A 23,017-nucleotide genomic window follows, 5' to 3' on the forward strand; every position below is an offset into this window, starting at 1 on the left:
TTTAATCTTGATCATTTACTAAAGAATAAATATTAGCATCATGAAATTCACCTGCAGAATAGATATGACCTCTCAGCGTACCATCGAGATGGAATCCGCTTCTCACAGCTACTGCATTACTGGCACTATTCTCTACTTCAGCTAAAATGCTGATCTTATGCAATTTCAATTCATTGAAGCCAATTTTCACTGCTTCTTTGACCGTTCTAGTCATAACGCCGTTGTGCTGAAACTCTTTACCCAACCAATAACCTATTGAACAGTGACGATTGGGATGATCAAAATCGTGAAAGTCAAACATCCCGGCGACTTGACCATTGACTAAAATAGTAACTGGCCACAATTTCTTAGCTGCAATCTGTTTTTGACAATATTTTAAGAATCTTCGTTCATTAGCTGCAGTTTTAGTATCCTCTGCCCAAGGCATATACTCCTCTAGCTGCTCTCTCGTAGCATCTACTTGTTTGAACAATGCCTCGTCATCGTCAGGTTGAACTAGCCTCAATTCAATTTCATCATCAATCTGCCAGTTAGTCCTTGCCACTCAACTCATCCCCATAAACTATTTTGTGTAATGGTATACCACATCGTGTAATAGTTGTACAATCGGTCTTTTCGCTTTATCGTTATAGTACTTGGCGAATCGTGGGTCGGCTAGATACATATCTACCAAACCTCGATGTGCTTCAGGATCGTACTTAGACCAACTATAACTCAGCCACTCCTTGTGATCTCGATAGGCTTTTTCAGCTGCTTGTGAATCAAGATCATTGGCATCAACTAGCTTTAAGTTAGCCAGCATATCTACTTCCAGTGACTGCATCTTTTGGACATCTGCCTCTGACAGATCTAGGAATTTTTGATTGGATTTTGTGACGGTTTCTTCGCCGTATTTTTCGCGGATCTCTGAACCAAAGTTATCTTCGTTTTCTTGTAATTTAGTCTTTTTAAATGCTGCAAATTTTTCAGTATCTGACATAGTTATTTCTCCCTGTTTATCTTGGATTGTTTTGTCGATCGTCGTCAGAAGAGATTCGATGTCTTGTTTTTTCAAACGTAACAATTGTCGCTGTTCTTTCAAAGCCGAGAGTTCGGAATAACGGTCATCTTTCATCAACATTTGAATCTTTGCCAAAGGAAACTCCAAGGCCTTGTAAAAAAGTATCCTTTGCAGTTGATTGACCTCTTTTTCAGTATAAATTCTGTAATTGTTTCTACTATTATATTTAGGTTTCAACAAATTAATTTGATCATAATAGCGTAAGGTCCGTGTGCTGATCCCCGCTATATCAGCTAATTGCTTAATTGTATATTCCATTGATTCTCCTCCAACAATTCGAAGTATAAGGTATGACGCAACGTAAAGCTCAAGAAAATTTTCAAATCAATATCACTTTTTTTACTTAACTGTTAAGATTAAGGTTAAAATTATAAAAAAACTAGGTGGGTGAAATTATGAACGAATTTGTTCAAGTATTAACTATAGCTGGCTCTGACTCTGATGGTAGTGCCGGAGCACAAGCTGATCTTAAAACTTTCATGGCACGTGGTGTCTACGGTATGTCCGTTTTGACAGCCGCAGTTGCCGGTAATTCATACGGCATCCACGATAGTATCAATATGCCTTCAAGTTTCATCAAGAGCCAAATCAAAGACATCAAGGATGACTTTGAAGTTTCCGCATTCAAGACAGGAATGCTATCTGATTCTGAAATTATTCATACTGTGGCTGAAGCAATCAAGGACAAGCCATTCGGTACCTTCGTACTAGACCCTGTTATTATCACAAAGCATGGTGCTATGTTGCTTGAAGCAGACGCATATCAAACTTTGATCGACGAATTATTCCCATTAGCTGACTTAATTACTCCAAACTTCTACGAAGCACAAAAACTATCCGGCATGGAACTCAAAACAAAAGAAGATATCGTTCAAGCTGCCCACAAACTACGTGACTTAGGTCCTAAGAATATCATGATCAAGGGTGAGCACGCTGACGATACACTTGATATTGTCGAAGATTTCGTTCTTATGGAAGACGGTCAATCATTCTGGATCTCAGAACCATACGTGAAGACTGAACACGTTAACGGTACTGGCGATACACTCTCATCCAGTATTGTGGCAGAAGTGGCCAAAGGGGCAAGTCTAGAAGACGCCATCAGAACGTCCAAGACATTCACATACCAGGCTATCAAGAATGAAATCGATGTTGGTCATAAATACGGTCCTATTAACCATTTTGTTAAGGATGATGTAAAATAAGAGTTAAAGCACTAAACGAATCGGAGGGTTAAACTCATGGTAAGAATTACAAAAATTTCTGCCGGAACATTATTACTAATTCTATCAATCATTTTGATGATCAAATCTGGCTTTGAAAACTTCATTGCTGCCTTGGTCGGTACTGGTGCCATTGGTGGAGCGGCAGGGATTTTGTTGGCTATCACCTACATTATTGCGGCAGCAATTTATATTTTGACAAATCGAACTTACAGCATAGTTCCGGATGCCGTCAGTTTTGTTATTTTGATTTTGGGCGGACTGATGGGATTATTTAATTCCAATCTCCCCGATACTAAGTTCTTAGTGATCTGGTCATGGGTCGGTATCGTTATCGGTGCCATCGTCTTGATCATCAGTATCGTTGACCTCATCATGAATCCTGCACCTGCAGAAGATGATGAACCGGACAATGGTTACAACAACGAATATGGTAATAACGGCTTTGATCAACAAAATAACTACGCACAACCAAATCAACAGTTTGGTCAACAGGGACAATTTAATCAACAGCCAATGAATCAGATGCAGGGACAACCACAGTACAATCAACAACAATTCCCTCAACAAAACCCATATCAAGCTAATAATCAATTCAACAACCAACCATACCAAAATCAATCTTATCAACCTGCTCCACAGAATGATCAATACGGAGCACGTTCTAATAACAATCAGTTCAACCGTCAAAATAATAACCAGTTCAATAACCAGATGAACGGGATGAATCAACCACAAAATTACGGTCAAAATCAAATGCAACCGCAAAATCCGATGCAGAATCAACAACGTCAATTACCATCCGGACAATTTAACCCTCGCAACAATATGAATCGTCCAAATCCTAATCAACAACAATTTCCTCAACAAAATCAATCAATGAATTATCCAGCACCAAGTAACAATGGACAATTTACTGGTAATCAATTCAATAATAATCAAAACAATCAGTTTGGAAATCCAATGCCAAACAATCAAATGAATAATAATCAATTCAATAATCAATATCCTAATGCTAATAACAGCTCTAATGGATCTTATGGTTTTCCAAATTACGACCCTTCACAGAGCCGTAGTCGCAGGTAAAATTGCCGATTTCAAACTTAAGTCAATTTTCTTGACTTAAGTTTTTTTTTATTGAATTTGTAAGGGCTTATTGTTGATTAATTCACTAAGTAATCATATGATAAATGTGTATAAATAAGGGAATATAAATATTGTTCTTAAGGAGGCTATTACCATGTTAGGTATTGGTTTAAGTATTGTCTCTTTAGCTCGTTTTCAGTTTGCTATGACAACTGTTTTCCATTTCTTCTTCGTTCCCTTTTCTATAGGAATGGGCGTTCTAGTTGCTGTTATGGAAACTATCTACGCAGTTAAAAAAGACAAGGTATATCTTGATATGGCAAAATTCTGGGGGAAGATTTTTCTGTTGAGTTTTGCTGTTGGTATTGTTACTGGTATTATTCAAGAATTCCAGTTTGGTATGAACTGGTCTGAATACTCACGTTTCATGGGTGATGTATTCGGTGCTCCACTAGCCATTGAAGCTTTACTGGCATTCTTCATCGAATCTGTTTTTATCGGGATCTGGATGTTCACTTGGGATAGATTCAAACCAGGTGTTCACGCATTTATGATCTGGATGACAGCTATTGGTACTATGTTATCAGCTATTTGGATCTTGGCTGCTAACAGTTTCATGCAACATCCTACAGGCTTCAAGATCAACAACGCCACTGGTCGTATTCAATTGACTGATTTCGGTGCTGTGGTTGCTAATCCACAATTGTGGAAAGTATTCCCACACGTTATCTTGGCCGCTATCCTAACTGCAGGTACTGTAATTGCAGGTATGAGTGCTTGGGGACTACTACGCAAGAAGAAGAATGAGAATCATTTCTTCAAGACTTCATTACGTTTTGGTCTCTGGGTAAGTTTAATTTTTGCTATTTTATCAGCCGGTGCAGGTGATCTTCAAACGCAACAGATCATCAAAGATCAACCTATGAAATTCGCCGCCACTGAAGGTATTTATAAAGATACCAAAGATCCAGCCCCTTGGACTGTGATCGAAACGATCGATTCAAAGAACAACACTGCATCTAATCAAATCGAAATTCCAAAACTCTTGAGTTTGTTGGCATATCACAAGACAAGCGGTTCTGTTAAGGGTATGGATACCATCAACAAAGAACTCCATGCTAAATATGACAAACAATTCGGTAAGGATATGGATTACTACGTCCCACCTAAGACATTGTTCTGGAGTTTCAGAGTTATGACAGGTATCGATCTATTGATCATGTTGATCGCCTTCTTTGGTATCATCTGGTCACGTAAGAAAAAAGATACTATCGAAAACAAGAAATGGTTCATGGTTATCGTTGGACTCGCTATTTGGATTCCATTCATTGGTAATTCAGCTGGTTGGTTCGTTACAGAATTTGGACGTTATCCTTGGATCGTTTACGGACTATTTACTATCGCTGATGCCGTTTCACCAACATCAACTGTCGGTAGTTTGTTATTCAGTAACATCCTCTACTTCCTACTCTTCACACTACTCGGTGGTGTAATGATCTGGTACAGTAGACAAACACTTCATCACGGACCTTATTACGAAATGGAAGACTCAAAACAAAACGTTGATCCATTTGCAAAGGAGGCCTTTGTAAAATGACACTCGCTAATTTATGGTTTATCTTAATCGGACTTTTATTTGCGATATTCCTATTCCTTGAAGGCTTTGATTTCGGTGTAGGTATGTCGACTCGTTTTCTAGCTAAAGATTTTGACGAACGTCTTGCTCTCATGACTTCGATCGGACCTCACTGGGACGGTAACGAAACTTGGCTAGTTACAGCTGGTGGTGCCATGTTTGCATCACTGCCACTTATGTACGCTTCATTGTTCTCAGGTTATTACATCGTTTTAATGTTAGTTTTGGTAGGCTTGATCATTCGTGGTGTTTCATTCGAATTCGTTAAGCATGCTGAAACAAAAGCTGGTAAGAATATCTGGATGTGGGCTTTCTTCTTAGGAAGCTTCCTTGCTCCATTCTTACTATGTATGATGCTTCTCAGTATGGTTCAAGGTATCCCTATGAACGCTAACGGTGATGCCTTCCCTAAGTTCTTCGACGTTGTTAACTTGTTATCAGTTGTCGGAGGAGTTGCTGGTACACTTCTATCATTAGTCCATGGACTTAACTTCATCAGACTAAGAATGGAAGGTCCACTTCGTGAACGTGCTAGAAAACTTAACCAAATTCTCTACCCAATCTTATTTGCCGGCGAAGTAGTCTTTGCAGTATTGGTATTCTTCCAAACAGACTTCTTCACGAAGAGATTTGGTTCATCATTAGTTATTACATTACTCATCGTCCTCTTCTCACTTCTAGGCTACTATGGTGTATTAAAGGACAGAGAAGGCTGGAGCTTTGCTGGTAGTGGATTATCACTCAGCATGGTTATCGTCCTTCTCTTCAACGGATTGTTCCCACGTGTTATGATTGCTACAAACCCTGCACACAGTATCTTGATCAAAGATGCCGCAAACTCACAATACACTTTGACGATCATGACGATCGTTGCCGCTGTATTGGTTCCAATCGTAGCTATCTACTTCATTTGGTCATACACACTCTTTACTAAGAGAATAAATCCTAGAGAAAGTACGATGAAATATTAAAATGATCGATAAGCGGTTATTCAGCTTACCAGGAACAAAGAAACTATTCATAATGCTTGCAGGACTAACCCTCTTGCAAGCATTTGCTATTTTATTCCAAGGTAAGTTTTTAGCAGAAGCACTAGTAAATTCGTGGGAACAAAAATCATTACAAACTATTATCCAACCAATGACACTCTTCGCAGTAGCCTTTATTTTGCGTCATTGCTTCAACTGGATAAATAACAAGATCGTCGAAAATTACGCAGAGAACACTTCTGAAGAAGTGCGCTCCCGATTGCTAGACAAAGTCTACACATCAGGACCTGCAATGATCTCAGCCGAAGGTACTGGTAATTTGGTAACCTCCGCCTTAGACGGGATCGACTTAATAGAGAACTATTTCAAATTGATTTTTACCAAACTGATGAATATGTCGATCATTCCACCAGTTTTATTGATTTATATTTATATGCAAAATTTAGCCTCTGGGATCACATTGACCGTGATCGTACCATTGGTCATCTTGTTCATGATTATCTTGGGATTAGCGGCACAAGCAAAAGCTGACGCCCAATATCATCAATATACGATCCTATCCAATCATTTCTTGGATGCTCTTCGTGGTTTACCAACTTTAAAAATGTTGGGCCTGAGTAAGCGTTATGCCAAAAACATTTATACTGTCAGTGACGAATATCGTCGCCGTACAATGAATACTCTTCGGATTGCTATTCTATCGACCTTTGCTCTAGATTGGCTGACAACGCTTGGAATTGCCATTCTAGCTGTCTTCTTAGGCCTAGGACTGATCAATAACAGCTTCCCACTCTTCCCAGCGTTAGTTACCTTGATTTTGGCACCAGAATATTTCCTACCCTTGCGTGATTTCTCAAGTGATTACCACGCTACCCTGAATGGAAAGAATGCTCTGAGTGCTATTTTCAAGATTCTTGAATACAAAGACACTTCTGAAGAAGATACTCTAAGTAAATTTACTTGGGATCAAAACTCCGAGGTCGATATTAAGAACTTAGTTTTCAACTACACCAGAGATCAAACCAATGCTGATTCTAGCTTAGACATCGATCAATTAAAATTAGCTGGTTACACTCATATCGGTGTCATTGGAAAATCCGGGTCCGGTAAAACCACTTTAATTCGAGCTTTGGGTGGCTTCTTAACACCTGACAGCGGCGTTATAACGGTTAATGGTCAAAAATTGAAACATTTCAAACAACGTGCTTGGCAAAATGAACTGACTTTCTTACCACAATCGCCATATTTATTCGCTGGTACTATTGCCGAAAACATCGCATTTTATGCACCAGAATCTACAGAGGAACAAATAGAAGCAGCAGCTCAAAAAGCTGGCTTATCCGATTTCGTAGCCAGTCTTTCACTCGGTTATCAAACGATAATTGGAGAAGGTGGAAGAGGGATATCCGGTGGTCAGCAGCAACGTATCATGTTGGCCCGTGCCTTCTTGGCAAATGACCGTCACATTTTGATTTTTGACGAACCAACCGCCCATTTGGACATTGAGACGGAATATGCTTTGAAGAAACCAATGAAGGAGCTATTCAAAGATCACTTAGTGATTTTCGCTACTCACAGATTACATTGGATCAAGGAAATGGACTACGTTATCGTTATGAATAATGGTCAAATTGCTGAACAAGGTACTCCTGAAGAGCTTGCTAGCCATAACGGTGCCTACAAGCAATTAATCTCTAATATGCGAGGTGATCAAAATGAACTTCTTTAAAACGTTCAAGCACGATACTTGGGTCAAACCGTATATTAAGCAATATAAGGGCCTACTGATAACCGTTTTACTATTAGGTTTAGTAACGTCTATTTGTGCTTCAGCTTTGATGTTCACTTCAGGTTACACGATCGACAAGGCCGCTACACACCCAGTCAATATTCTTTTGATCTACGTACCGATCCTATTAACACGTGCCTTTGGTATCGGTCGTCCTACATTCAAGTACATTGAACGATTGAAGAGTCACAACTGGGTCCTTCGAGTAACTTCCAACTTGAGAACTCGTCTTTATACAACTTTGGAGAGTGACGCAACCTTTTTAAATGAGCATCATAAAACCGGTGATATCATGGGACTATTGTCCGAAGATATCAGTCACTTGCAGAATCTCTATTTGAGAACTGTCTTTCCATCTGTTATTTCTTATTTACTAGCAATTTTAGGATCACTAGTTTTGGGAATCTACAATCCAGCATTTGGCTTCTTCGTCTTCCTATTACTAGCTGTTGAGGTTTTGATCGTACCTCTAGCTTCAGTAGCGATCGAGAGTGCCAGACGTGAACATCAAAAGCAGATCAAGGCAGATCTCTACACTAATTTAACTGACAATATCTTAGGCGCTGACGACTGGATCATCTCTGGACGTCAAAAGGACTTCAAGAATCTCTCAGCTAAAAATATCTCTGAACTTAATACTTCTAAAGACAAGTCCAAATCATTCCGTAGAAATCGGGACTTATTCCTACAATTGATTTTTGCTGGAATTGCGATCTGTTTCATTGTCTTTACTAATTTGACAATGACTAACGGCCAAGAACAAGCCAATTTTGTTTCTGCCGTTGTGCTTTGCTTATTCCCACTGTCTGAGACCTTTATCCCAGTCAGTCAAGGATATGAAGAGTGGCCCGAATATCGCGATTCTATCATTCGTTTAAATACCCTCAAGCCAGTAGAAAATAACTTACCTAAACAGGTTGAACTCGATCCTAATAAATTCGACAACATCAAAATCGACAATATTGATTTTGAATACGATGCCGATTCACCCGTACTGATCAAGAATTTTTCTCAAACAATCAAACGAGGTCAAAAAGTGGCTCTACTAGGACCAAGTGGTATCGGTAAAACAACGATTTTGCAATTGATCCTTGGTGATTTAAAACCACAAAAAGGCGGTATTACCGTTAACGGGCACGATATTCAAGAGATCCAAGAACATCGTGAACAGATCTTCTCAGTCTTAAATCAAAAACCGTTCTTGTTCAATACTAGTATCATGAATAACGTTCGACTCGGTAACGAAAATAAGAGCGATTCGGAAGTCAAAGCAGCTTTGGAAAAAGTTGGTCTGAAGGATCTCGTTGAATCGCTACCTGATAAGTACAACACTCTAGTAGGTGAAAATGGTTCTAATTTCTCTGGTGGTGAACAGGAGCGGCTAGCTCTGGCTAGAATCCTCTTGCAAGATGCACCAGTTGTCTTACTGGACGAACCAACTGTAGGACTAGATCCTATTACCGAAAACGACTTATTGTCGACCTTCTTTACGGTTTTGAAGGACAAAACTATTATTTGGGTAACTCATCATCTACAAGGTATCGATCATGTAGATCATGTGATCTTCATGAATTCTGAAAAAATTGAAATGCAGGGTTCACCACATGAGCTATATCAAACAAATGAACACTTCAAAGAATTGTATAAAATGGACCAAGGTCTCTAAAAAAAATAAGCTAGCATTCATCGTTATAGCGATGGATACTAGCTTGTTTTTATTTCATTTGATTCGGTCCAATAATTTTTTGACCACTTTTTTCAGAACTATTTTATTTTTACCATTCGGTAATAAGTTAATTCTTCGCAGTGCGTGTTGATTATAAGTTCGAGCAATATCCTTAGCCTTATCCAAATAGCCATCACGTTCCACAATATCAGCTGCGGTTTGGATCTGATCATTAGTTAGATCATTTCCCGATAAGATCTCTATTAAATCACTATTCTTATCTTGCAATCCCAAAATATACGGTAAAGTATAAACACCATTCTTCAAATCTTCGAAGTTAGGCTTGCCAGTCGTTTGACTGTCACCAAAGTCCAAAATATCGTCGATTATTTGAAATGACATACCGATATCATGTCCGATATTCTTGCACAAACGAATCATCTTTTCGTCAGCACCGCTGATGATGGCGCCCATTTCTGTGCTCAAGCTGAACAACTCAGCTGTCTTGCCACTGACCTCTCGAATGTACATCTTAGCAGTCGCATCAACATTGTAATTTATGAGCATCTGATCTAATTCCCCAATTAAGATCTTTTTCATACTTAATGAATTCAATAAGATGTCTTTTTGTTGTGGCGAATATCGTGAAATCATCTCAAAGTACAGCGTAAATAAATAATCTCCAGCATAGATGGCGTTACGTTTGCCATAACGGGTATGAATGGTTGTTTTACCGCGACGTAACGGCGAATCATCGATCACATCGTCGTGTATCAAAGTAGCCACGTGAAGTAATTCCAGCGAAGCAGCTAGTGGTATTAGCTCTTTTGCCCGTTTTTTATCCGGTCCAAACGCACTGAATAATAAGAAGAATGCTGGTCGCAACATCTTCCCGCCAGAAGTCAAATCAATTATCATTTGACTTATCTCGGTATTTCTAATTTTTACACTGCGATGAATAAATGCAGTCGTTTGATCTAACTTGCTATCGATACTCGGATAGTCTTTCCAAATTGAATGCGCCATGAAATCCCTCTCACCCTATTACTTGTAGTGTAGCTAAAACTAATTCTATAATATAGTTTATCAAATCCAAAGGAATGATTTTGTGAAACCATCTGTATTTTTTGAATTAGTCGAAATAAAAGCAAAAACTGCCAGTGTGTTTCCATTTTTAATGGGAACGTTGTATTCATACTATCACTGGCAGTCTATTAATGCTCTTGATTTAATTCTATTCTTTATTGCCATGTTTTTATTCAACATGGCAGTCGATATAAATGACAACTATTGGGACTATAAAAACGCTACTGGAGCTGAGAGTTTTCGCAGGAACACTAACGTTATCGGCGTTAATCATTTGAATATCCATCTAGTCGGTTGGATCGATTTTACCTTCACTGCAGTCGCTGCAGTGATCGGCTTATTCATCGTCTACCGCACTGGTTTACCGCTCTTATTTATGGGACTATTTTCGTTCGCTGTCGGCTTCTTATACGCTGGCGGACCACACCCGATCAATCGTGGACCATTGGGTGAATTCTTTGCCGGTTTCACAATGGGCTTTGTCATTTACCTAATTGCGATTTACATCAACGTCTTCGATGCTCCGGCGGCAATTTTAGATTTCAAGTTCTACGGCGATATTTTATTATCCTCACTATTGACCGTCTTCTCGATCTCTAATCTTCTCTTAGCAAATAACATTGCTGACGAAGAAGAAGACAAGACCTTAGGACGCAAAACGATCGTCTATTACTTAGGCAAAGATAATGCGATTTTTATCTTAAAATCTCTATATGTTCTAGGTTACTTAGCTCTGACTTGTTCAGTCATTATCGGACTCTTACCTAAAACAATGTTACTGACTTTCTTAATTGCACCGATCGTTTACAAAAATGCTAAGGCCTTCTGTGACGATCCGATTAAGAAGAAAACTTTCCCCTTTATCATTAAAAACTTACTCTTCATTACTTTGACCGAAGTCGTTACGTTCTTTATCGGTGTTTTGATCCACTTTTAGTTTAACAACTTGGCAAAATCATAAGTATCTTCAGCAATCATCAATTCTTCGTTAGTAGGCACTGTATAAGCAGCAATCTTGGAATCATCCGTTGTAATACGAACTTCTTTTCCACGTAACTTGTTGTTTTCAGGGTCTATTTTTACACCCAAATAACTGAATGCCTTCAAGACGTCTTCACGAACTTCAGGTGAATTCTCACCGACACCAGCAGTAAATGCTAATACGTCGACGCCGCCCATTTCAGCGATGTATGATCCAACGTACTTGATGATACGATTACGGAAAATTTGTAGTGCTAACTTAGCACGATCATTCGTATCTTCTGCTGCTTCAATATCACGCATATCAGCAGAAATACCAGAGATACCAAGTAGTCCTGACTTATGATTCAAAATATCGATCATATCGTCAATATCAGTTAGGCCCAACTTTTTCATTAGATATGGCAAGATCGAAACATCGATGTCACCACTTCTAGTACCCATCGTAATTCCGGCAAGTGGTGTGAATCCCATAGAAATATCAAAGGCCTTACCATTCTTGATCGCACTGATCGAAGCACCGCTTCCCAAGTGCATTACAATAACATTCTTATTATTGATGCCACCGTCAACTAAGTCATTCAATCGTTGAGCGATATAACGATGACTAGTACCGTGAGCACCGTAACGACGCGCCTTGAATTCTTTGTAATCATTTAGATCTACACTGTACAAGTAGTTGACTTCCGGTATCTCTGTGAAGAATGAAGTATCGAAGACCGCTACTTGAATTGCCTTAGGAACTAATTTCTTGAAGACGTCAATGTAATAAGCCTCGATTTTATTGTGCAATGGGGCATATTCGGATAATTGTAAAATCTTATTCAAGTTCTCTTCAGTAATGATCTCAGACTTTTTGAAGTCTTCTCCACCAGCAACAACACGATGACCAAAAGCGACAATATCTTCAAATCTTTGAATGATATCTTTATCTTTTAAAGCATCTAAAACTGATAGTACCGCAATTTCATTTGATTCAATTGCTTCTTCATGTTCGAATTTTTCACCATTGTATTTAAGTTTAAATACTGACTTAGGTGATCCTAAACGATCGATCATACCTGATGCAATCGTTTGTTTTTCCGGCATTTCGAACAGCTTCCATTTCAAAGTTGAACTTCCCGCATTTATGGCCATTATCTTCATATATAAATCTCCCTTATTTTTGATGTTAACATTTAGCTCAAGTGGCACCTACATGGGCTTCACAACAACTTTACACCACTTTAAAAAAATGCTACTCTTTAGTAACTATTATAAGTCAATTGGTGGGGGAATTCATTCGTGAAATTTTTAGATATGTTACGCAAAATAGATGCAGATCCAGAGAAGAGTGCTCCAAGCACTGATACCGCTTCCTCCAAGGCACCTCAAGGAGATAAGGCTGCCGCAGAAAAAAGTCAAAATAACGATCAAAAAAATGAAGTTGTCGAAGAAAAAGCCGAAGAAAAAGAACAACTTCCAGTAACAACTCATGACAAACGTGTCAATATTGAAGAGCAAATGGACCAACTTTCACACCATTACGCTCAACTACGTAACGACCTCAAAACGAATCTTTTCTCAGAAAAAGATGAACACGAAACTAAAAAAGAAACTCTTGATAATTATTTGGTCACTCTAAAACGCGATCAAAAAGAATCAAACGAAAAGTTAGCTGATGTTAAAGCACAAAATGATGATGCTGAAACTGAAAGACTAGCTGGTGTTCACGCTGATCAAAAAGAACAAAATGAACTATTAAACAACTTTAAGAGTCAACAACAAGAACTCTCTGACAAAATATCCGACAATCAATCAAAACTAAGCAATGCTAAAGATGAATTAACTAAGAATGAACAAGCAGAGACTGACATGTCTTCTTCTATCAAAGAAGAAAAAGACCTTCAAAAAATGATGGTCTTAATGGAAGATCAAAAGAACTCGATCGATAAGTTGTACAAAGAACGCGAAGGCATCCAACAAAATATCGACGAGATCAAAGAAACTATCGATTCACTACAAACAGAATTGGACGAAGCTAATAAGAATATCAATGACACCAGTTCCAACATTGATATGTTGAAGTCAAAAGCCAATCAAATTGAAGACAAGATCAAGAATGATCGCAACTATCGTATTGAAACTAAAGCTGGTCTTGAAAGACATCTTCAAAGCCTCGCTGATGAACGTGAAAAAATCGAATCTGAATTGGAAGAAGTTAACGGAAAGATCGAATATCTTGAAAAGTACATTAAAGATGTCTTCCATTCAGCCTATTTGGTGCGTGACGTCTACTTAGACAAGGATAAGGATTACTACGTTACTGCTGATTCATTCGATACCGAATCACAACAACGTGACGTCTTCGATACGATTCAATTCCTTGAATCTAAATTACAAAAACCAGTCACATTAGTTTCAACCTTCTACAACAATCACTTGAATGAATTAGTTGATCAAAATGCAAAAGCCGCTAAGATACACATTCCTAACGTTGTTAGCTTATTCGACCAATTGCAAGCTAGCCCTAATCCAACTGACAAGACCGTTACGATCCCTGAAAACGACGGCTGGGTAACTAGAACTGATGTTAAGTCACACGACACTGTTATTTATGATCAAAGTAATACCTTATTGATGACAGTTGAATATGACAACAACAACGATGATAAGAAGATCGACCGCATCAATTACTACAAGAACGATCAAGTAGTTAAGGCCAATATTTATAACGCTACCGGCCAATTGTCATCAGTTCAAAACTTTAACAAAGAAAAAGTTCTAACTGAACAAAACTTCTACCGTACTGATGGATCGATCGTTCTAACTATTATCTTCGAAGATAGCAACCCCACAAGCTATCAATTATTCGACAAAAATGGTTTGCTTGAACATGACTTCAACAGTAAAGCTGAATTGATCACATGGTGGCTCGAGAGTATCTCTCCAGATACACAAAACGCCATCTTCGTTGGTAGTGTAGACGATCAACTATACCAATTGGTAATCAAAGAAGACAAATTGGACACTGATCAAACGATTTCGTTACTTCAAAATGTTGCTGAAAATATCGATGATGTTATTAAGTCACTCGACAAAAACCAAGATATCACTAACATCTTGGTTCAATACAGTAAGGATCTTCACGCTATTGAAAGTGCAACTAACCGTGATATTAGCGTAAGTGTCATTAGAACTTCTAACAGTAGCAACCTTGCATTACCTGAATCATTAGAAATATAATAGTAATTATGATGGTACTCATCTGTTTGAGTACCTTTTTTTGAATCAAGCCTAAGAAAGTGACTAAAACTATGAAAACCATATCCGTAATTGTGCCCTGTTATAACGAACAAGAGACTATCAACTTGTACTATGACGCTATGACAAAGGTAAAAAATGACAGCACAAAATTTAAATTTGAATACTGGTTTGTGGATGATGGTTCCAAGGACAAGACCTATCCTGTCTTAAAAGAATTACAAGCTGCTCACCCTGACGAAGTCCACTATATTTCTTTCTCAAGAAATTTCGGTAAGGAATCAGCTCTATATGCTGGTCTAAATGCTGTCACTGGTGACTACGTTGCAGTTATGGATGTGGACTTACAAGACCCACCAGAAATGTTAGAAGAAATGTTCGACCTCTTAGAATCTGATGAATATGACTGTATCGGTACAGCGAGAATGGATCGTGAAGGTGAAAATCCTGTTATCTCCTTCTTCTCCAACGCCTTCTATGGTGTCATCAATAAAATGTCCCAAACTAAGATCATTCCTGGTGCCCGTGATTATCGTCTCATGACACGTCAGATGGTCGATGCAATTCTTTCAATGACTGAATACAATCGTTTCTCTAAGGGTATCTTTAGCTGGGTCGGCTTTAGAACCAAATACCTTCCTTATAAGAACCGTGAACGTATAGCTGGTAAAACGTCTTGGAACTTTTGGAAGCTTCTCAAATATGCAATTACTGGAATAATCGACTTCACCGAGCGCCCACTGATGTTCGCCACTTGGATGGGAATCTTATTCTCTGTCGTTTCCGTTTTTGCAATAATTGGTATAATTATCCGCAAATTGATCTACCCATTAAGCAGTGTAACTGGCTGGGCTTCAATGGTATCGATCATCTTACTGATAGGTGGTATCCAACTACTCAGTATTGGTATTTTAGGTGAATACATCGGAAAGATCTTCTTAGAGGTTAAGAAGCGTCCGATTTATATCATAAGAGAGAAAAAATAAAGGCCGATTTTGCGGTCTTTATTTTTTTATCACAATTATTTCTTATCAATTGATAAATGGCGTAAAAACTTAGTAACAATAGGCTATAATAGAATCAACGAACATGAGGACGGATAAAAAAATGAATTCACGTGATAAACAAGCGGCTAACACCAAGAGTGCAATCTTACGAGTAGCCGCAAAGGACTTCCTATCTCAAGGATATCAAGCAACATCTACTCGAAAAATTGCTCAAGAATTAAATATTACACAACCTAATATGTATCACTATTACAAGAACAAGAAAGTTCTTTACGTAAAAGCTATCGAACATGAAGTCGGCGGATTCAGTGAGAAGCTCTACGAAGAATACAATCGTAACAAGGATCTTCCTTTTGATGAAATGCTGACGACTATTTCTACCTTTATGGTCGAAAATTTCAAGCTCAATTTCTTCATGTTGCGACACGATCTAGACACTGTCTTTACTGATGATGAAAAAAAAGAGATCAGCAAGAACTGGGACGGCGGATATTATAAAGTCTTATTTAATATCTTCCAAGCACACAAGGATGAACTGAGATCTGACCTATCTATTCCTGTGCAAGTGGGAACTTTCTTAACTATGTTAGTTCCATATATCGAGTACAGCGAAGCTCGCCGCAAACGCAATATCGCTAATCTTAATACCATGATCAAGATCTTTATTCACGGTATCAAAAAAGAATAGGAGAACTGATGGAATTTATAACTCTACTAGCTTTAATGCTCTTTTTAACCCTAATTGTTAGTCACATTTTCAATAAGATGAACCTACCAGCTGTGATTGGGCAGCTGATTCTGGGCGTCGTCTTAGGACGTGGCCTGCTTGACATTGTCAAACCAACTCACGAATTAGAACTGTTCGCTGATATTGGTGTAATCATGCTGATGTTTCTAGCCGGCTTAGAGAGTGACTTAAAATTACTAAAAAAACATTTGGGGCCTAGTATTACCGTAGCTATCTGTGGAGTTATCCTACCCGTCGCGTTAACCCTTCTAACCGCATTGATCTTTGGAATCAACATGCGCGAAAGTATCTTTATTTCAGTTGTTTTCGCAGCCACTTCAGTCTCAATTTCCGTTGAAGTATTGAAGAGTTTGAACTATCTATCCAGTATCTCTGGAACTGTTATCTTAGGCGCCGCTGTCGCAGACGATATTTTAGCTATTTCGATTTTAAGTGTCATGTCTGGTACTCTGACTGGTAATTTTTCGATCAAGAAGATCGGTATCTTATTGGCACTCTGGGTCTTATTCGTTATTGCAACTTACATTGCCTATCGTTGGATCGTTCCCGGGATGATGCACTTAGCTAATTATTTGGAAGCAACTCATGCGCCTACCATTACTGCTTTAGTGATCTGCTTATTATTTGCTTACTTTGCTGACTGGACACAGTTAGACTCCGTCTTGGGTGCTTTTGTAGCCGGAATCGCGATCTCTAATTCACCCAATTACAATACCAAGATAAATCGTAATATTGAGATTATTGGTTATTCGATCTTTATCCCGGTCTTCTTCATCAGTATCGGTTTAAATCTAGAATTTAATAGTTTAATTAAAGATTTTTGGTTAATTCTCCTATTCACTATTACGGGAATCGTTGGTAAACTTATTGGTGCAGGATTCGGAGCTAGAATCTCCGGATTCGACATGAAAGATTCCTACGTTATCGGTTCAGGAATGATCTCGCGTGGTGAAATGGCTCTGATCGTGGCGCAAGTTGGCTACAGTGTCCACTTGCTATCCGATGAGTATTATTCATCAGTTATCATCAGCATTATCTTGATTACAATTTTGGCTCCATTTTTCTTGAAACATTCTATTAGTAAAAACCCTATATAGTCTTATCAGTACCACTTATTTGATAAAAAGATATATAATGGTAGCGTAAACAATTTTTCAATCAATTATATGAAGGAGAAGGTTATTATGGCACATATTTTAGTATTAGGCGCTGGATACGGTGGGTTAACGGCCGCTCGTGACCTTGCCAAAACAGCACCAGCAGGAACACAAATCGATTTAGTAGATAAGAATGCATTGCACGTTGAAAAAACCGGACTACACATGATTGCAGCAGGAACAACAAGAGCAGATGCCGTTACTTTTGATATTCGTTCTGTTCTTCCTTCAAATGTCAACTTCATTCAAGCTACAGTTAAGAACATCGACCTCGATAACAAAACCGTTACTTTCGAGGATCACGACGATATTAATTATGATTATGTTGTTGTAGCTCTTGGCTTCCGCTCTGAAGACTTTGGCCTAGAAGGTGCTAGCGATAACGCCCTCATCCTCCAAGACTTAGAAACAGCAAAACATATATACAAAACAATGAACGCAAATATTGCTAACTACAAAGAATCACAAGACCCAGCAGACTTGAGCATCGTTGTCTGTGGTGCTGGATTCACTGGTATCGAAATTCTTGGGGAATTAGTTGATACAGTTAAGATTCTTAAAGCAAAATACGGTGTTCCAGAAATCAAAGTTACATGTCTAGAAATGGCAACAAGAATTTTACCAATGTTCGATGAAAGCCTTGCTAGTTACGCAGTTTCATATCTTGAAAAGAATGGTATCAAACTACTAACAGGTGCTAAGATCACTAAGATCGAACCAAAAGCTGTCGTTTATATGGATGGAGACACTGAAAAGAAGGTCGAAGGAAGCACAATTCTTTGGACTGTTGGTGTTAGTGGTAGTGATGTTATCAAGGATTCTGGTATCGAAGCTAGAAGAAACCGTGTTATGACAACATCATTCCTTAACCTTGAAGAACATCCCGAAGCATACTTCATCGGTGACGATTCCGCTATGATCCCTGAAGGAGCAGAACGTCCATTGCCAACAACTGGTCAACTTGCTTCTGCTGAAGGTGTTTCAGTAGCTAACAACATCGGTGCCGCATTGAATGGCAAAGAACTCAAACCATTCGTTTACAATTCAATGGGTACTGTCGCATCCCTTGGTCAAAATCATGGTATTGCTGAAATCTTGAGCAAAGGATACAAGTTCAAGGGGCACACAGCTTCACTACTCAAACATCTCTCAGGAGACAGAAGTTTGATGGAAGTTGCCGGATTAAAGACCGCCTTTAAGAAAGGTACTATTTAAATTCTAGTTGTGGTTCTATTCCGCTTCCGGTCATCAGTAATTACATCTGTAGCGGGACCAGTTCAAGCCAAAGAGCGGTCTTGAACTTCGCTTTCTTGCTTTGCACAAACCGCAAATCAAGAAAGACGTCCAGTGCTGTAAATGCGGAAAACCTCCGCATTAACACCACTTTCGCTACTGATTCCATTACTGCTGACCTCCAGCTAAATACTGCAAAAAATAATAGCACGTAATGACAAATGGATTAAATTATCCAATTGTTGTTACGTGCTATTTCGTTTATAAAATATAAAGTTCCATTATTATTTGATTACCAATTGAGCACTAAACCGAAAATAACAAAAAAACTAGCTGGCGAAGGTCAACAATGGAATCAGCCGTAAAAATGTACTTAGCGATTTATCGCTTAGTACATTGGACGACTTGGAAGACTACAGGCTTCCAAGCGAGGTTGAAAACGAAGTTTGAAATCGGTCCTACGGCAGATGGAATCGTTGACCTTCGCCAGCGGCAAGAGAACACCCCTCCAAACAAAAAAGACGATTTGTAACATAATAACTAATTCAGTGTATTTAAATTGTTAATTTAATAAAATCATATTAATATCTTTGGTGAATGCGAGGCGATAATCATGTCCATCAAAAAAAACCAACAATGTATTATCTGTCAAAAACACTTCTCCTTAACCGAAGGTTTGTTTCTGAGAGATCTAAACGACACTTTAAAAGACGAAATAAAAACACGTAATAATTTTGCCAAGGACTCCAGCTTTATCTGCCTCCGTGATATGCAAGTCATCCGTTTGGCCAGAATGCAAGACACCATTGAACACGATTTAGCCATGGACCGTGAGATGAATGCTGCTCTGCAAAAAGAACTCTCGAAGAACACTTATGTTACTCGCAATATCAATGACACCATCCACGGAAAATTGACCAAAGGACAGAAGTTATCCGATGCTGTCGCTAAGTTCGGTGGTAGTTGGGGCTTTATCATTACTTTCATCATTATCTTGGTCGCCTGGATGGCGGTCAATGTCGTTCACTTCATGGGGATGAACTTCGACCCTTACCCCTTCATCCTCTTGAATCTGTTCCTCAGCTGCATTGCCGCCATTCAAGCTCCTATCATTATGATGAGTCAGAATCGTCAAGCTGACCGTGACCGCTTCGATGCTGAAAATGATTATCGCACTAACACCAAATCTGAAGTCGAGATCAGCGTACTGCATGAAAAAATCGATCAGCTCAATGAAGTCCAGTGGCCGCACTTACTCGATATTCAAAAGATGCAAATAGAAGTTCTCAGCGAACTAGAAAATGAAATTCAATCACTCAAAGATGAACAGAGCAAGCAATCCAATCCACAGCACTTACGTCACAAGAGAAAAAATTTGTAAGACTGTTTTATTGAAGAATCGATCCTTTCCGACTAGTATCACCTTTACAGATTAGGAGGATTAGAAATGAAAAAAACGACATCCTCATTTTCAAAACTAGGTATGTTGATAACCTTAGGAATCGTCTATGGTGATATTGGTACTTCACCACTTTACGTAATGAATGCGATCATCAACGATGCCGGTAAAATGAAACAAGCTGTGCCTGAATATATTATCGGTAGTATTTCCTTGATCTTTTGGACATTAATGCTGATAACGACGATCAAATATGTTTGTATCGCTATGAAAGCTGATAACCACAACGAAGGTGGAATCTTCGCCCTGTTTGCCTTGGTCCGTTCTAAAAAATGGCTGATAATTCCAGCATTGATCGGTGGTTCAGCGCTACTAGCCGACGGAACCTTGACTCCAGCCGTTACAGTTACTTCTGCGATGGAAGGTCTTAAAGGTCAAGCAATCGGTGGTGTAACTCTGCCCAATGATCAGAGCGTTATTTTAGTTATGGTCACGATCATTCTGATGACGATTTTTATCATTCAAAAATTTGGGACCGACCGCATCGGTAAATCATTTGGACCGATCATGTTAGTCTGGTTTAGTTTCATCGGCATTATGGGCTTGATCAATATCACTAACGATTGGACCATCTTACGAGCCCTATCACCGATTTACGCCTTAACTGTCCTAACTAGTCCGGTCAATCACGTGGGAATCTTCATCCTCGGTAGTGTCTTCTTGGCAACCACCGGTGCTGAAGCATTGTACTCTGACATGGGACAAGTGGGCAAACGCAACATCTATGCGACCTGGCCATTTGTCTATACAATGCTCATGCTCAATTACTTAGGCCAAGGTGCTTGGGTAATGTCTCATTATCTCGACAAACAATACATGAATCTCAATACCGTTAATCCCTTCTATGAAATGTTGCCGGGACAAATGAAAATCTTTGCGATCGTCATTGCGACTATGGCAGCCATCATCGCTTCACAAGCGTTGATAACTGGATCTTTCACGCTAGTAGAAGAAGCCATCGGTTTGAAGATCCTACCAAGACTGCGAGTTAAATTTCCCGGTGACAGCAAGAGCCAGCTCTACATCGGTTCGATCAATTGGATGCTGTGCGCTGTTACAATGAGTATCGTGTGGAGTTTTCGAACTTCAGAACACATGGAAGCAGCCTATGGTTTGGCGATCACCTTGACCATGCTGATGACAACGATCCTGTTGCACCAGTTCTTGATCATGAAAAAACATCGCATTGCCGCTAATATATTCGTGGCTTTCTTCTTCACTCTTGAGACCTTATTCTTCATTTCCAGTTTAGTAAAATTCATTCATGGTGGTTACGTAACTGTCATCATCACTGCCTTCATTCTGATGATCATGGTGGTCTGGTACTTCGGAAACAAACGCCGTGATATGTACCTAGATGACAGTCAATCAGTATCACTACTCAATTACATCCCGCAACTAGAACGTCTCAGTGATGACGAACGTGTGCCCTTGTTCGCTACCAACCTCGTCTTTTTGAATCGGGTTGAAGATGATTACTCGGTCAAACGTTCGATCATTTATTCAATTCTCGATCAAGAACCTAAGCGAGCTAAGGTTTATTGGTTCATTACCGTTAATCAAACTGACAAGCCATACGAATGTAATTACAACATCGATATGATGCACACTCGCAACGTCGTTAACGTCCAATTGAATCTCGGCTTCAAGAAATCACAACACGTTAATATTTATATTCGCCAAATCGTCAATGCGCTGATGGATGACAAAGTTATCGATCAACAGACACCCGATTATTCGATGATGCCTGATCGGCGGGTAGGTTCATTTAAATTCGTTATTTTGAATGAACAATTCCAAGACTTAGGTGCGCAAGAATTCATGAAGAGTTGGGATCGATTTTTGATCGGCGGCCGAATCCTCTTGCAAGACCTCACCTTGTCACCAGCATTGTGGTATGGCTTGGACTTCAGTGATGTGACCGAAGAAAAAGTTCCCCTATTCTTAGGCAGCCACATCGATCACTACTTAGTTAAAAAACAGATTGTGAATACAAAAAAATAAACTTCCTTGAATGGAAGTTTATTTTTTTGATCTATTTTGTAATTTTAGCACCTAAGACTTTTTCAAAGTGTTCCATTGCCCAGTCATGACCAAGCTGATTGAACGAGGCTACGCAGGAGTTGTGGATCACAAGTTTGTAGTTCAAATTGTAGGCGTCGATGGCCGTATGTAGAACACAGATGTCTGTGCAAACACCAGCTAGATGTATCGTGTCTACATCACGTTCACGTAGTCTAATATCTAGATCAGTTCCCGCAAAGGCACTGTATCTAGTCTTCGGAAATTGTTTAATATTTTCTTCATCACGGTGCTTCTCATACCAAGGCTTGAGTTCGCCATATAACTCCCTGCCCCAAGTGTCCTTAACGTTGTGAGCTGGGAAGAGTTTCGATTCAGGGTGATACTGGTCGAACGGAATGTGTAAGTCAGTTGGCAGCCAGACCCAATCATCGTTCTTACGCATAGACTCCGCTAACTTGATAATGTTTGGCTCGATTGCTTGTCCCGGATCTCCACAAGTCAAAGCACCTTCGTCCGCTACAAAGTCGTTCGTGTAATCAATAATAAGTAAAGCTTCATGTGATGCCATGTTCATCCCTACTTTCTGATTTGTTACTTTGATTATTAATGCTTCGTGCTTAGAAGTCAAA

21 protein-coding genes are annotated in these 23,017 nt (G+C 39.1%); 15 read left to right on the forward strand and 6 right to left on the reverse strand.

Annotated elements, in window-relative coordinates; translation table 11 throughout:
• Position 1: 1 nt before the first annotated feature.
• Positions 2-544 (reverse strand): GNAT family N-acetyltransferase, encoded by a 543-nt coding sequence (locus U8519_RS06270; RefSeq protein WP_334329448.1) that lies wholly within the window; start codon positions 542-544, stop codon positions 2-4.
• 18 nt (positions 545-562) lie between these two features.
• Positions 563-1,318 (reverse strand): MerR family transcriptional regulator, encoded by a 756-nt coding sequence (locus tag U8519_RS06275; protein WP_334329449.1) that lies wholly within the window; start codon positions 1,316-1,318, stop codon positions 563-565.
• A gap of 134 nt (positions 1,319-1,452) precedes the next feature.
• Here U8519_RS06275 and thiD point away from each other — a divergent pair, with 134 nt between their 5' ends.
• The 6 genes from thiD to cydC all read left to right on the forward strand — a co-directional run bounded on the left by thiD (position 1,453) and on the right by cydC (position 9,449).
• Positions 1,453-2,265 carry a bifunctional hydroxymethylpyrimidine kinase/phosphomethylpyrimidine kinase gene (gene thiD / locus U8519_RS06280; RefSeq protein ID WP_334329518.1) on the forward strand — a complete coding sequence of 271 codons (813 nt, stop codon included), beginning with the start codon at positions 1,453-1,455 and terminating at the stop codon, positions 2,263-2,265.
• Positions 2,266-2,301: 36 nt separating this feature from the next.
• Positions 2,302-3,369: a hypothetical protein gene (locus U8519_RS06285; RefSeq protein ID WP_334329450.1), complete on the forward strand. Its 1,068-nt coding sequence runs from the start codon at positions 2,302-2,304 to the stop codon at positions 3,367-3,369.
• A gap of 154 nt (positions 3,370-3,523) precedes the next feature.
• Positions 3,524-4,966 carry a cytochrome ubiquinol oxidase subunit I gene (locus U8519_RS06290; RefSeq protein ID WP_334329451.1) on the forward strand — a complete coding sequence of 481 codons (1,443 nt, stop codon included), beginning with the start codon at positions 3,524-3,526 and terminating at the stop codon, positions 4,964-4,966.
• Positions 4,963-5,976, forward strand: a complete 1,014-nt coding sequence (gene cydB / locus U8519_RS06295) for a cytochrome d ubiquinol oxidase subunit II (protein ID WP_334329452.1) — start codon at positions 4,963-4,965, stop codon at positions 5,974-5,976. The genes U8519_RS06290 and cydB overlap by 4 nt, the downstream gene beginning before the upstream one ends.
• Position 5,977: 1 nt before the next feature.
• Positions 5,978-7,723, forward strand: a complete 1,746-nt coding sequence (gene cydD / locus U8519_RS06300) for a thiol reductant ABC exporter subunit CydD (RefSeq protein WP_334329453.1) — start codon at positions 5,978-5,980, stop codon at positions 7,721-7,723.
• Positions 7,710-9,449: a thiol reductant ABC exporter subunit CydC gene (gene cydC, locus U8519_RS06305; protein ID WP_334329454.1), complete on the forward strand. Its 1,740-nt coding sequence runs from the start codon at positions 7,710-7,712 to the stop codon at positions 9,447-9,449. The genes cydD and cydC overlap by 14 nt, the downstream gene beginning before the upstream one ends.
• Before the next feature lie 54 nt (positions 9,450-9,503).
• Here the strand turns inward: cydC and U8519_RS06310 are convergent, their stop codons facing one another.
• A complete protein-coding gene (locus U8519_RS06310) occupies positions 9,504-10,475 on the reverse strand; it encodes a polyprenyl synthetase family protein (protein WP_334329455.1) in 972 nt (323 codons plus the stop codon).
• Between the two features lie 82 nt (positions 10,476-10,557).
• Between U8519_RS06310 and U8519_RS06315 the strand changes: the two genes are divergently transcribed.
• Complete coding sequence (locus U8519_RS06315) at positions 10,558-11,472, forward strand: 1,4-dihydroxy-2-naphthoate polyprenyltransferase (protein WP_334329456.1); 915 nt, start codon at positions 10,558-10,560, stop codon at positions 11,470-11,472.
• Here U8519_RS06315 and U8519_RS06320 read toward each other — a convergent pair.
• Complete coding sequence (locus U8519_RS06320) at positions 11,469-12,662, reverse strand: acetate/propionate family kinase (RefSeq protein WP_334329457.1); 1,194 nt, start codon at positions 12,660-12,662, stop codon at positions 11,469-11,471. The two genes, U8519_RS06315 and U8519_RS06320, sit on opposite strands and share 4 nt — an antisense overlap.
• Positions 12,663-12,800: 138 nt before the next feature.
• Here U8519_RS06320 and U8519_RS06325 point away from each other — a divergent pair, with 138 nt between their 5' ends.
• The 5 genes from U8519_RS06325 (at position 12,801) to U8519_RS06345 (ending at position 18,886) form a co-directional block, all read left to right on the forward strand.
• Positions 12,801-14,741, forward strand: a complete 1,941-nt coding sequence (locus tag U8519_RS06325) for a hypothetical protein (protein WP_334329458.1) — start codon at positions 12,801-12,803, stop codon at positions 14,739-14,741.
• A 71-nt stretch (positions 14,742-14,812) separates the two neighbouring features.
• Positions 14,813-15,745: a glycosyltransferase family 2 protein gene (locus tag U8519_RS06330; RefSeq protein ID WP_334329459.1), complete on the forward strand. Its 933-nt coding sequence runs from the start codon at positions 14,813-14,815 to the stop codon at positions 15,743-15,745.
• A gap of 121 nt (positions 15,746-15,866) precedes the next feature.
• Positions 15,867-16,454: a TetR/AcrR family transcriptional regulator gene (locus U8519_RS06335; RefSeq protein ID WP_334329460.1), complete on the forward strand. Its 588-nt coding sequence runs from the start codon at positions 15,867-15,869 to the stop codon at positions 16,452-16,454.
• Positions 16,455-16,462: 8 nt separating this feature from the next.
• On the forward strand, positions 16,463-17,611 hold the full coding sequence (locus U8519_RS06340; RefSeq protein WP_334329461.1) for a cation:proton antiporter: 1,149 nt from the start codon (positions 16,463-16,465) through the stop codon (positions 17,609-17,611).
• An 87-nt stretch (positions 17,612-17,698) separates the two neighbouring features.
• Positions 17,699-18,886: an NAD(P)/FAD-dependent oxidoreductase gene (locus U8519_RS06345; RefSeq protein WP_334329462.1), complete on the forward strand. Its 1,188-nt coding sequence runs from the start codon at positions 17,699-17,701 to the stop codon at positions 18,884-18,886.
• Between the two features lie 40 nt (positions 18,887-18,926).
• Here the strand turns inward: U8519_RS06345 and U8519_RS06350 are convergent, their stop codons facing one another.
• On the reverse strand, positions 18,927-19,073 hold the full coding sequence (locus U8519_RS06350; RefSeq protein ID WP_334329463.1) for a hypothetical protein: 147 nt from the start codon (positions 19,071-19,073) through the stop codon (positions 18,927-18,929).
• A gap of 180 nt (positions 19,074-19,253) precedes the next feature.
• Here U8519_RS06350 and U8519_RS06355 point away from each other — a divergent pair, with 180 nt between their 5' ends.
• The 3 genes from U8519_RS06355 (at position 19,254) to U8519_RS06365 (ending at position 22,367) form a co-directional block, all read left to right on the forward strand.
• Complete coding sequence (locus tag U8519_RS06355; RefSeq protein WP_334329464.1) at positions 19,254-19,436, forward strand: hypothetical protein; 183 nt, start codon at positions 19,254-19,256, stop codon at positions 19,434-19,436.
• 261 nt (positions 19,437-19,697) lie between these two features.
• Positions 19,698-20,285, forward strand: coding sequence for a DUF1003 domain-containing protein (locus tag U8519_RS06360; RefSeq protein ID WP_334329465.1), 588 nt, complete (start codon positions 19,698-19,700; stop codon positions 20,283-20,285).
• A 66-nt stretch (positions 20,286-20,351) separates the two neighbouring features.
• Positions 20,352-22,367, forward strand: a complete 2,016-nt coding sequence (locus U8519_RS06365; RefSeq protein WP_334329466.1) for a KUP/HAK/KT family potassium transporter — start codon at positions 20,352-20,354, stop codon at positions 22,365-22,367.
• Positions 22,368-22,398: 31 nt separating this feature from the next.
• Here U8519_RS06365 and U8519_RS06370 read toward each other — a convergent pair whose 3' ends face one another.
• Complete coding sequence (locus U8519_RS06370) at positions 22,399-22,956, reverse strand: cysteine hydrolase family protein (protein ID WP_334329467.1); 558 nt, start codon at positions 22,954-22,956, stop codon at positions 22,399-22,401.
• Positions 22,957-23,017: the final 61 nt, after the last annotated feature.

Origin of the sequence: Companilactobacillus sp. HBUAS59699 (assembly GCF_036913575.1) — a bacterium.
GTDB lineage: Bacteria > Bacillota > Bacilli > Lactobacillales > Lactobacillaceae > Companilactobacillus.

Excerpts from the sequence above, each read along its gene's own strand:
- U8519_RS06275 (WP_334329449.1), bottom strand. The coding sequence starts at position 1,318 with ATGGAATATACAATTAAGCAATTAGCTGATATAGCGGGGATCAGCACA.
- U8519_RS06285 (WP_334329450.1), top strand. The coding sequence starts at position 2,302 with ATGGTAAGAATTACAAAAATTTCTGCCGGAACATTATTACTAATTCTA.
- U8519_RS06290 (WP_334329451.1), top strand. The coding sequence starts at position 3,524 with ATGTTAGGTATTGGTTTAAGTATTGTCTCTTTAGCTCGTTTTCAGTTT.
- cydB (WP_334329452.1), top strand. The coding sequence starts at position 4,963 with ATGACACTCGCTAATTTATGGTTTATCTTAATCGGACTTTTATTTGCG.
- cydD (WP_334329453.1), top strand. The coding sequence starts at position 5,978 with ATGATCGATAAGCGGTTATTCAGCTTACCAGGAACAAAGAAACTATTC.
- cydC (WP_334329454.1), top strand. The coding sequence starts at position 7,710 with ATGAACTTCTTTAAAACGTTCAAGCACGATACTTGGGTCAAACCGTAT.
- U8519_RS06310 (WP_334329455.1), bottom strand. The coding sequence starts at position 10,475 with ATGGCGCATTCAATTTGGAAAGACTATCCGAGTATCGATAGCAAGTTA.
- U8519_RS06320 (WP_334329457.1), bottom strand. The coding sequence starts at position 12,662 with ATGAAGATAATGGCCATAAATGCGGGAAGTTCAACTTTGAAATGGAAG.
- U8519_RS06330 (WP_334329459.1), top strand. The coding sequence starts at position 14,813 with ATGAAAACCATATCCGTAATTGTGCCCTGTTATAACGAACAAGAGACT.
- U8519_RS06335 (WP_334329460.1), top strand. The coding sequence starts at position 15,867 with ATGAATTCACGTGATAAACAAGCGGCTAACACCAAGAGTGCAATCTTA.
- U8519_RS06340 (WP_334329461.1), top strand. The coding sequence starts at position 16,463 with ATGGAATTTATAACTCTACTAGCTTTAATGCTCTTTTTAACCCTAATT.
- U8519_RS06345 (WP_334329462.1), top strand. The coding sequence starts at position 17,699 with ATGGCACATATTTTAGTATTAGGCGCTGGATACGGTGGGTTAACGGCC.
- U8519_RS06350 (WP_334329463.1), bottom strand. The coding sequence starts at position 19,073 with ATGGAATCAGTAGCGAAAGTGGTGTTAATGCGGAGGTTTTCCGCATTT.
- U8519_RS06355 (WP_334329464.1), top strand. The coding sequence starts at position 19,254 with ATGGAATCAGCCGTAAAAATGTACTTAGCGATTTATCGCTTAGTACAT.
- U8519_RS06360 (WP_334329465.1), top strand. The coding sequence starts at position 19,698 with ATGCAAGACACCATTGAACACGATTTAGCCATGGACCGTGAGATGAAT.
- U8519_RS06365 (WP_334329466.1), top strand. The coding sequence starts at position 20,352 with ATGAAAAAAACGACATCCTCATTTTCAAAACTAGGTATGTTGATAACC.
- U8519_RS06370 (WP_334329467.1), bottom strand. The coding sequence starts at position 22,956 with ATGGCATCACATGAAGCTTTACTTATTATTGATTACACGAACGACTTT.